The sequence below is a fragment of the Streptomyces sp. NPDC052496 genome (assembly GCF_040679095.1).
Lineage (GTDB): Bacteria > Actinomycetota > Actinomycetes > Streptomycetales > Streptomycetaceae > Streptomyces.
In genome coordinates this window covers 134,275-143,561 of sequence record NZ_JBFAUH010000014.1, presented here as the reverse complement: position 1 = coordinate 143,561, position 9,287 = coordinate 134,275, and the positions used below count along the sequence as shown (strand labels likewise).

The window sequence follows — 9,287 nt, the reverse complement described above, 5'->3', positions numbered from 1 at the left end:
GACTTAGGAGTACTTTGGGAGGTGGCATCGGGGGCATCACCGGACCTTGGTGATGACATCTCTTCGAGGGAGCGAATGATGCTTGCCCAGACTCTCCAGCCCACCGGCCTCACCCTCGACAAGGAAGCACTCGGGTGGGTGGCGGCCCAGCCCGAAGCGCCGCTGAGCGACGCGCCAATTCCCACACCGGAAGCCGTCGGCGGCGGATGGGGCGTTCTGGCGCTGGGCCTCCTCCTCTCGCCCAAGGAGCCGAAGGAAACGAAGCGCCGGTGACCACCGAGCGCTCACGCACCGCCCACAGCGAATCGGCCGACCAGTTGGCCCGTCGCGCCCTCGGCACCCTGCGCGGTGCCGGGGGCGCCACTGTGGCCGCGGACCATGTCGAAGCCTCGGGCGTGGAGGCAGGCGGCGACCCGGCCGTGGCGCTGGGCGCGGTCCGCATCGTGGGAGCGGATGTCCTCGCACCGTATGTACTGACCGGTCAGAGCCCGCCGCCCGGTGAGACATCCGCCATCGGTCTGGCACTGAGTGCCTTGCCGCCGGCCGAGCCGCCTCCCCCGGCACCGCCCGAGGGAGCCGAGGCGGCGTGGACCATGGCCTGGGTCGACTGGGGCCTCGTCACGGTCCTGGCACGCGTCGACCCCGCCGGCTCTCCCGTGCGGGCGGCGCCCCTCCCCCAAGGCCCTCCCCGGTGTGACGACGACGCGCCGCGACGCATGCCGCTCACCGCATCCGGAACCGAGACCGCGGGCAGTGGCATACGGGAAGGCTGGGTGCCTTGGTCCATACGCATGGGAAAGCTGGCCTCGCTCGCCCTGCCGGGACTGGACGGGCCCGTGCACGCCGCCGCCAAGTCCGGCGTTCTGGCGCTGGCCCGCGGTGCCACCCGGGCCACGCTCCGGCGCGACTTCCCGACCGCCGCGCGCATCACCCGCTGGCTGGCCTGGCTGCACGCCGAAGGAGTCCCCGTGCCCTTCGACCCCGCGCCCCTGACGGAACACACCCCCCTGTTCGGCGGCAGCGACCGCGCGGCCCTGGACACCGCGATCGCCCGCCGGCTGCTCGGCCTGGAGCCCGTATGAGCACCGCCCCGGCGCGTACCGCGCACGACATCAGCTCCCGCGCCCTGACCTGGCTGCACGCCAACCGCGAGTACGGGGCGCTCTCCGACATCCCCCGCGCCGACCTCCTCGACGACGCGGACGCCTACAAGGCGATCGGCGAAACGACGCTCGCCGCGTCCCTGGTCCTACGGAGCGGCGTCGCCGGTACGAACGAACTCGCCCTCGCGCGCGAGCTGCTGGAGTACTGCTGGCAGCAACTGGGCGAAGGCTCGCTCCTGTACGAGCGGCTGCTGCGGCATCCCCTCAAGACCGACCCCATCGAGACATACTCCCACTTCGCCCGCGGCGGTTACCAGGTCCCGCAGCTGGACCGGCTGATCGCCCACACCGTCACGCTGCGGTCGACGCACGCCGTGGAACACGTCCCCAACCGGCGGCTCGCGGTGGCCAACGCCGTACGCGTCGTCGGGTTCGACCACGGCCCAGGAGCCCACGACTGGGCGGGCCTGACCCGGGACACCTGGCTCGGCGCGCTGCCCGAGCCCTGGCACATCGACTGGCTGACCGCGTACGCCGTCACCCACACCGTCTTCCACCTCACCGACTGGGGGCGGCTGCCCGACGGGGTGCCGGCGGACCTCGCGGAGTACCTCACCCGGTGGCTGCCGGCCTGGACCGACATCTGGGCGGAGACCGGCCACTGGGACCTCATGGCCGAGCTGATGATCATCGGCACCTGCCTGCCCGAGCCGCGCACCGAGGCCGACGACTGGCACCGGCTGGCCGCCGTCCAGCACGACGACGGGCTGGTGCCCCGCGACGACGAGCCCGTGGAGGGTGACGCGGCCGAGCGCTTCGACGCCCACCAGCACCCCACCGTCGTGGCCGTCGTCGCGGGAACCACGGCCCTCACCCGGGCGCTGGACGCCCCGGCACGGCCCGGTACGTGATGACCGGCACGCCGGCCGCGGCCCACGCCGGGGAACCCGCCCCGGTGCGCGCCGCGCTCGAAGCGCTGCTGTCGGCGGCCCCCGGCGCGAGCGCCGTCGCCGTCGGTCTGTACCGGGGCGGGCAGCGGTGCTTCGCCGTCCGGGGCAGCACCGCGTTCGAGGGCGGCGTGCCGGTCGAGCCGTCCACCCGCTTCGAAATCGGCTCGCTCACCAAGGCGTTCACCGCCCTGCTCTTCGCCGAGCTGGCCGCCAGGGGCGACGCGGGCCACCACGACCCCGCCGCCCGCTTCCTGCCGCCGGGCACGCGCGTCCCCGTACGCGGCACGGAGATCACCCTCACCCACCTGGCCACCCACACCTCGGGCCTGCCCCGGCTGCCTCCGGGGCTGTTGCGCTCCGGTGCCCGCCGGCTCCTCTCGAATCCCTACGCCGCCTTCACGCGCGCGGACGTCCTGCGGGCGCTGGCCCGCACCCGGCCGCGGTGCCGGCCGGGCACCCGGGTGCACTACTCGAACTTCGGCGTCGGCCTCTTGGGGCACGCCCTGTGCGGCGCGTCCGGCGGGCTGCCGTACGAGGACCTGCTCGCCTGCCGCGTCCTGCGCCCGCTCGGCCTGCACGACTCCGGCGCCTCGCCCGACCCGCCACCCGGCGTCACCCAGGTCACCGGCTACTGGCACCGCCGGCCCCGGCCGCCTTTCCGCATCCCGGGCCTGCCCGGCGCGGGCGCCGTACGCGCCAGCGCGCGCGATCTCCTCACGCTCATCGAGGCGCTGCTCGAACCGGGCACGGCCGCCGTCACCGGCGTGCCGTCCGCCCCCATGCGCACCGCCCTGGAGGACGTCGTCCGCCCCCGGCTCGTCGTGCCGCGCGGTACGGCACAGCTCGCCCTCGTCTGGAACATCCGGCCCCGCCCCGACGGCTCACGCCTGTATCACCACTCGGGCGGTACCCGCGGCTGCACGGCCTTCGCCGGATTCAGCCCGCGGCACGGCACCGCGCTGGTAGCCCTGGCCAACTGCTCGTCGGGCCATGGAAACCCCCTGGTCCAGCGGGCGTACGACACACTGACGGACCAGATCCGTACAAGTTGAGAGCCCCGGTCGGCGGCCCGCCTACCCGTACGCCTCCCCGCCCACCTCCAGCCCCGCCGAGCCCGCCGTCGTATCGGCCAGCCAGCCCCGGAACGCCTCCAGGTCGGACTCCGGAAGCCCCACCTCGATGCGTACGTCGGCCCCGTAGGTCACCTCGCGCACGGCCCGGCCGGTGGTCCGCAGGTCGTTCTCCACCCGCCCCGCGCGCTGGTGATCGACCGTGACGGTGACCAGCCGGAAACGCTGCCGGGTGACCGTGCCGAGCGCATCCAGGGCCTCCCCCACGACACCCCCGTACGCCCGGATCAGCCCGCCGGCCCCCAGCTTGATGCCGCCGAAGTAGCGGGTGACCACCGCGACGACGTACCGGACCTCGCGGCGCACCAGCATCTGCAGCATGGGAACGCCCGCCGTCCCCCCGGGCTCCCCGTCGTCACTCGCCTTCTGCACCCCGCCGTCGGCCCCGAGGACATACGCGAAGCAGTTGTGCCGCGCCGTGGGATGCTCCCTGCGCACGCGCGCGATGAAGTCCTGCGCCTCGGCCTCGGTCGCGACGGGGGCGAGCGAACAGATGAAGCGGGACTTGTTGATCTCGATCTCGTGAACACCCTCGCGCGCGAGAGTCCGATACTGCTCCTGCATCAGGCCAGCCTATGCGCCACCGGAACCACCCGTGACCCGGCGTACGCGACCGGCGTCAGCGGGAATCCTCAGCACCTCGCGCACGTTCTCCGGTCAAGACGGCCGCCGGGCGCGGCCCCGGCCGACGGGCCCCGGCCCGACCTACGGGAGGCAACTGTGTACGGCGATCCGGCGACGATCCGCAGGATCCTGCGGGACACCGGCGACACCTGGGCCGTCGTGGGCCTGTCCACCAACCGCGCCCGCGCCGCGTACGGCGTCGCCGGCGTCCTTCAGCGCTACGGCAAGCGCATCGTCCCGGTGCACCCGAAAGCCGAACCGGTCCACGGCGAACAGGGCTACCCGTCCCTGGCCGCGATCCCGTTCCCGGTCGACGTCGTGGACGTCTTCGTCAACAGCGACGCCGCGGGTGCCCTCGCCGACGAGGCGGTGGGCATCGGCGCCAAGGCCGTCTGGTTCCAGCTCGGTGTCATCGACGAGGCGGCGTACGACAGGGTCAGGGGCGCCGGCCTGGACATGGTGATGGACCGCTGTCCGGCCATCGAGATACCCCGGCTGGGCTGAAGGGCGCTGCGTTCGGGGCTGTGCCGCCGGCTCTCAGGGCGCGCGGTCGATCATCCGGTCGGTCCGTCCGGGGCATACGGAGCATACGGGGCGTACGGGCTCTCGCGGTGACGTTCTCGCGGGCTGCGAGCCAGGCCGCGGCCCGTTCGCCGTCCTCGCCGCAGGCGCGGGGCACCGTTACCGCCCGTCCTACTCCCCCGGCACCGTCCCCAGCCCGTCGAGCACCGTGGCGCCGGGGAGTTCAGCGAGGGCCTTGCCCGGGACGATGAGTTTGCCGCGGCGGCTGCCGCTGCCGATGAGCACGGACGGGGTGTCCGCCACGGCGGCGTCCAGGAGCAGTGGCCAGCCTTCGGGGAGCCCGATCGGTGTGATGCCGCCGTACTCCATGCCGGTCTCGCCGACGGCGGTGTCCATGGGGGCGAAGGATGCCTTGCGGGCGCCGAGTCGGCGCCGTACGGCTCCGTTCACGTCGACCCGGGTGTGCGAGAGGACCACGCAGGCGGCGAGCGTGACCGCGCCGCCGCGCTTGCCCGCGACGACGACGCAGTTCGCCGACTGTTCCAGGAGCCACGGGCCGTGGTGCTCGACGAGGACGGCGGTGTCCGCGATGGCGGGGTCGGTGTCCACGTAGTGGAACTGTTCGACGGGTACGGTGCCCTGCCAGCCGCGGATCGCGGCGGCGACCGGGCCGGTCAGCAGGTCCAGGCAGGCCGTGGCGGGCCGTATGCCGTCGAAGGCGTCCATGGGCTCGGGCATGGCGCCAAGCTAACAGTCCGCCCGGACCGTACGACGGGCCGTCTCAGCTGGTGAGCGGGGTGAGCACGGCCCTGCGCACACGGGACGGCACCGCGGCGCCCGGCGTCTCAGCGGTGCCGCTCGATGAGCGTGCGGGCCATGTCCTGCGCCCGCCGGGCGGCCTCGGTGTCGCCCTCGGCCGCCGAGATGATCGAGCCCTTCATGAGGATGTGCCAGGAACGGGCGAAGTTCTCGGTGTCCCGGAGCCCGGCCTCCTCGGCGAGGGTCCGCACGACGGTGCGGATGTTCTCCAGGTGGCCGATGCTCGCCTTGCCCAGCGGGTGCTCCCAGCCCATTTCGAGCAGGACGTTGATGAAGGCGCAGGCGTCGAAGTCGGGCCGGCGAAACCACTCGTCGAACACGTCGAAGACGGCCAGGAGCCGTTCCTCCGGGTCCGCGCCCCGCCGCCGCGCGCCGGCCTCCACGAAGCCCCGGGTCCAGCGCTCCTCGCGGCGTTCGAGGAAGGCCAGCACGAGGGCGTCCTTCGAGGGGAAGTTGCGGTAGAGCGTGGCCTTGGCCACCCGGGAGCGGGCGATCACCTCGTCGACGCCGACCGCGCGGATGCCCCGCCGGGAGAACAGCTCGTAGGCCGTCTCAAGGATGCGCTCGCGTGCCTGGGCGGGCGGACGGACTGCCGGCACCGTGGTTCCGGCGGCCGTCGCGTCCCCTGGAGCCATCGTGTCCCCCTGACAACGTGGTGGTGATTGTGGACAGGCTCGTCCGACCCTGACACGGTAAGGGCATGGCCTCTGAGACAGAACTGTCTGGCCCGGACTTCCTGAACATCTTGACGGTCCGCACCCGCCTGCACGGCGACCGGGCCGTCCTCAGCCCCAGAGGGGAGATCGACTGCGCCTCCGTCAGCCTTCTCGACCAGGCCCTGGCCGGGCTGCCGCCCATGACCAGCAGCGTCACCCTGGACATCGCGGACGTCACCTTCATGGACTCCGCGGGTCTGCACTTCGTGGAGCGGCTGCACGCCTTCGGTCACCGGCGCCGTATCCGGGCCCGCACCCGTAACTGAGGCGGCCAGCCCAGCCGGCTCCGCGCAACCGCCCGCCGTCCCTGACCTTCCCGGTTGTCCGCCGCCGGCCCCGTCCGGGCGGCGCCGGGGGTGGCCGTACCGGGGCGTAGGCGGCTAGCGTCCGCGCATGGATGGAGTGCCGGCAATCTTCGATCCCTGGTCACCGGATTTCGTCGCCGACCCGTACCCGGCCTACGCCGAACTGCGGGCCCGCGGTCGGGTGCACCGCTTCGAACCCTCCGACCAGTGGCTCGTCCCGCATCATGCGGACATCTCGGCCCTGCTCCGCGACCGCCGGCTGGGCCGCACCTACCGGCACCGTTTCACGCACGAGGAGTTCGGACGCAGCGCGCCGCCGCCGGAGCACGAGCCGTTCCACGTCCTCAACGACAACGGGATGCTCGACCTGGAGGCGCCCGCCCACACCCGTATCCGCCGCCTGGTCGCGAAGGCGTTCACGCCCCGTACGGTCGAGCGGCTGCGGCCGTACGTCGCGGAGCTGGCGGACCGGCTGGTGCGGGACCTGGTCGTGGACGGCGGCGGGGACCTCAAGGCGCGGGTCGCGGAGCCGCTGCCGGTCGCGGTGATCGCCGAGATGCTCGGTGTACCGGAGGGCGACCGGCACCTGCTGCGGCCGTGGTCGGCCGCGATCTGCGGCATGTACGAGCTGAATCCGTCGGCCGGTACGGCACGGCGGGCGGTCGCCGCTTCCCGTGAGTTCTCCGCGTATCTGCGGGAGCTGATCGCCGCTCGGCGGGCGGCGCCGGGCGACGACCTGGTCTCCGGGCTGATCGCCGCGTACGACGAGGGCGAGTCGCTCAGCGAGCAGGAGATGGTCTCCACCTGTGCCCTGCTGCTGAACGCGGGGCACGAGGCGAGCGTCAACGCCACGGTCAACGGCTGGTACGCGCTCTTCCGCCACCCGGCGCAACTAGCGGCCCTGCGCGCCGATCCGGCCGGCCTGCTGCCCACGGCCGTCGAGGAGCTGCTGCGTCACGACACACCGCTCCAGCTCTTCGAACGCTGGGTGCTGGACGACATCGAGATCGACGGTACGGTCGTGCCGCGCGGCAGCGAGGTGGCGCTGCTCTTCGGCTCGGCCAACCGCGACCCGGCGGTCTTCGCCCGGCCCGACGAACTCGATCTCACCCGCAGGGACAATCCGCACCTCTCCTTCAGTGCCGGCACCCACTACTGCATCGGCGCCGCCCTGGCCCGTCTCGAACTGACCGCCTCGCTGGCCGCGTTGCTGCGCGGGGCGCCGTCCCTGCGCCTGGCCGCCACCCCGGAGCGCAGGCCGAACTTCGTGATCCGGGGGCTGAAGGAGCTGCTGGTGGAGGTCTGAGGAACCACGCCGGGCCGTGGTCAGTGGTCAGTGGTCAGTGGTCATGGTCAGGGGCAGTGGTCAAGGGCAGTGATCAGGGGCAGTGGTCAGTGGTCCCTGGTCGGCCCCTGCGGCCAGGGCGTCGGATCGGCCACCCAGCGGGCCAGCAGCCGGTCGAGGGCGGCGCGGGTCAGCGGCTTGGCCAGGTGGGCGTCGAAGCCGGCGCGTGCCGACCGGGCGCGGTCGGCGTCCTGGCTGAAGCCGGAGACGGCGATCAGCCGGGTGCGGCCGGGCGGAAGACTCTCGCGCAGTCGGCGGGCGACCTCGTGTCCGTGCACGTCGGGCAGGGCGAGGTCGCTGAGGACCAGGTCGTACGGCGCGGCGTGGGCGGCGGCCAGGCCGTCGCGGCCGGTGAGGCTGACCGTGACCGCGTCACCGTGCTGTTCCAGCAGGGCCCGGTAGGCGGTGGCGAGGTCGGTGTTGTCCTCGATGACCAGGATGCGCAGCGGCGGACGCGGCACGGCGGGGGCCGCCTCGTCCGTCGGCCGGCCGGGGTCCGGGGCGGACGGGGCGACCGGGAGCCGTACGCAGAAGCTCGCGCCGGTGCCGGGGCCGTCGCTGTGCGCCCGTACCGTCCCGCCGTGCAGTTCGGCGATGCCGCGGACGATCGGCAGTCCCAGGCCGAGCCCGCCCGCCCCGGTTCCGGCGCCCTCGGCGGCCCGCACGAAGGCTTCGAAGAGGGTCTCGGCGGTGGCCGGCCCGAACCCGATGCCGTCGCCGCTGACCGTCGTCACGGCCTGGCCGCCGCCGCCCGGCGCGTCCGCCGTCTCCAGCACGACGGCCACCGTCCCGCCGGGCCGGGTGTACTTGCAGCCGTTGCTGAGCAGGTTGGCGGTCATCTGGGCGAGCCGGACACGGTCGCCGTCGACGGGCACCGGCCGGGGCGGGAGCGAGATCCGCAGCTCGCGGTGGTTGCGGGCGTATTCGGGCCGGATGTCGTGGACGGCGGTGGCGATGACGGCCCGCAGGTCGAGGCGTTCCCTGTCCAGGTGGAGACGGCCGGTCAGGGCCTTGGCCGTGTCCAGCAGGTCGTCGGTCATCCGGATCATCTGGGTGAGCTGGCGTTGCAGTACGGCGAGGGCCGGGTGGCCGGCCGGGCTGTCGAGGGCGAGGAGTTCGACGGCGGCCTGGAGGGCGGCCAGGGGGTTGCGCAGTTCGTGCGAGAGGGTGGCGATGAAGCGGTCCTTGGCCTGCTGCTGCACGCGCAGGGTCCGGCCGGCGGCGGTCAGTGCCTCGTTGGCGCGCAGCAGCCGCTGGTTGACCTCCTGGACCTCGCGGCTGCGGGCGAACAGGTCGCTCTCCATCCGCTCCGCGCGCTCGGCCCGCTCCCGCTCGGCCGCGGCGTCCGGCTGCGGGTGCTGTCCGGGGCGGCGCATGAGGACGAAGGCGGTGACGTCCTCGACCCGGTGGACGATGTGGGTGACCGTACCGTCGGCGTCGAGCACCGGGGCGTTGACCGGGCTCCAGTAACGCTCCTCGAACGTCCCGCCGGGGTCGGCCAGGATGTCGTACCGCTGGAGCGCCATGACGTCGTGCCGGCCGGTGGCCGGCACGTTGCGCAGTGAACGGCTCAGGTTGCGCACGCCGTCCGCCGCTGAGTCGGCCGGGTTGTCGGGAAAGGCGTCGAACATCGGGCGGCCGATGAGGGCCCGGCGGTCGGTGTGGGTGGCGGACAGGTACGCCTGGTTGACCTCGACGATGCGCAGCCCGGCGTCGAGGACCAGGCAGGGCGAGGGGGTGGCGTCGAACAGCGCGCGGTAGTCGGGAGTCATG

The 9,287-nt window shown here is 73.4% G+C and carries 11 protein-coding genes; 7 read left to right on the top strand and 4 right to left on the bottom strand.

Features of this window, described 5'->3' with window-relative positions; all coding sequences use genetic code 11:
* Positions 1-78 precede the first annotated feature (78 nt).
* The 4 genes from AB0L45_RS20155 to AB0L45_RS20140 are packed head-to-tail and all read left to right on the top strand — an operon-like array spanning position 79 to position 3,105.
* Positions 79-273, top strand: a complete 195-nt coding sequence (locus AB0L45_RS20155) for a hypothetical protein (RefSeq protein WP_365841676.1) — start codon at positions 79-81, stop codon at positions 271-273.
* Positions 270-1,082, top strand: a complete 813-nt coding sequence (locus AB0L45_RS20150; protein WP_365841674.1) for a hypothetical protein — start codon at positions 270-272, stop codon at positions 1,080-1,082. The genes AB0L45_RS20155 and AB0L45_RS20150 overlap by 4 nt, the downstream gene beginning before the upstream one ends.
* Entirely contained in the window at positions 1,079-2,014 is a 936-nt protein-coding gene (locus AB0L45_RS20145) for a hypothetical protein (protein ID WP_365841672.1), read from the top strand. The genes AB0L45_RS20150 and AB0L45_RS20145 overlap by 4 nt, the downstream gene beginning before the upstream one ends.
* Positions 2,014-3,105 (top strand): serine hydrolase domain-containing protein, encoded by a 1,092-nt coding sequence (locus AB0L45_RS20140; RefSeq protein ID WP_365841670.1) that lies wholly within the window; start codon positions 2,014-2,016, stop codon positions 3,103-3,105. Before AB0L45_RS20145 ends, AB0L45_RS20140 begins: the two co-directional genes overlap by 1 nt.
* Positions 3,106-3,126: 21 nt before the next feature.
* Here the strand turns inward: AB0L45_RS20140 and AB0L45_RS20135 are convergent, their stop codons facing one another.
* Positions 3,127-3,747, bottom strand: coding sequence for a YigZ family protein (locus tag AB0L45_RS20135; protein WP_365841668.1), 621 nt, complete (start codon positions 3,745-3,747; stop codon positions 3,127-3,129).
* A 156-nt stretch (positions 3,748-3,903) separates the two neighbouring features.
* On the opposite strand from AB0L45_RS20135, the gene AB0L45_RS20130 reads away from it, so the two are divergent.
* On the top strand, positions 3,904-4,311 hold the full coding sequence (locus tag AB0L45_RS20130) for a CoA-binding protein (protein ID WP_365841666.1): 408 nt from the start codon (positions 3,904-3,906) through the stop codon (positions 4,309-4,311).
* A gap of 189 nt (positions 4,312-4,500) precedes the next feature.
* Here the strand turns inward: AB0L45_RS20130 and AB0L45_RS20125 are convergent, their stop codons facing one another.
* Both AB0L45_RS20125 and AB0L45_RS20120 read right to left on the bottom strand, forming a co-directional pair.
* Positions 4,501-5,067, bottom strand: coding sequence for a YbaK/EbsC family protein (locus AB0L45_RS20125; protein WP_365841663.1), 567 nt, complete (start codon positions 5,065-5,067; stop codon positions 4,501-4,503).
* A gap of 107 nt (positions 5,068-5,174) precedes the next feature.
* Complete coding sequence (locus tag AB0L45_RS20120) at positions 5,175-5,747, bottom strand: helix-turn-helix domain-containing protein (RefSeq protein ID WP_365841660.1); 573 nt, start codon at positions 5,745-5,747, stop codon at positions 5,175-5,177.
* A 101-nt stretch (positions 5,748-5,848) separates the two neighbouring features.
* Here AB0L45_RS20120 and AB0L45_RS20115 point away from each other — a divergent pair, with 101 nt between their 5' ends.
* Entirely contained in the window at positions 5,849-6,130 is a 282-nt protein-coding gene (locus tag AB0L45_RS20115) for an STAS domain-containing protein (protein ID WP_365841658.1), read from the top strand.
* Between the two features lie 127 nt (positions 6,131-6,257).
* Positions 6,258-7,475 carry a cytochrome P450 gene (locus AB0L45_RS20110; RefSeq protein WP_365841656.1) on the top strand — a complete coding sequence of 406 codons (1,218 nt, stop codon included), beginning with the start codon at positions 6,258-6,260 and terminating at the stop codon, positions 7,473-7,475.
* Between the two features lie 86 nt (positions 7,476-7,561).
* Here the strand turns inward: AB0L45_RS20110 and AB0L45_RS20105 are convergent, their stop codons facing one another.
* Positions 7,562-9,286 carry an ATP-binding protein gene (locus AB0L45_RS20105; protein ID WP_365841654.1) on the bottom strand — a complete coding sequence of 575 codons (1,725 nt, stop codon included), beginning with the start codon at positions 9,284-9,286 and terminating at the stop codon, positions 7,562-7,564.
* Position 9,287: the final 1 nt, after the last annotated feature.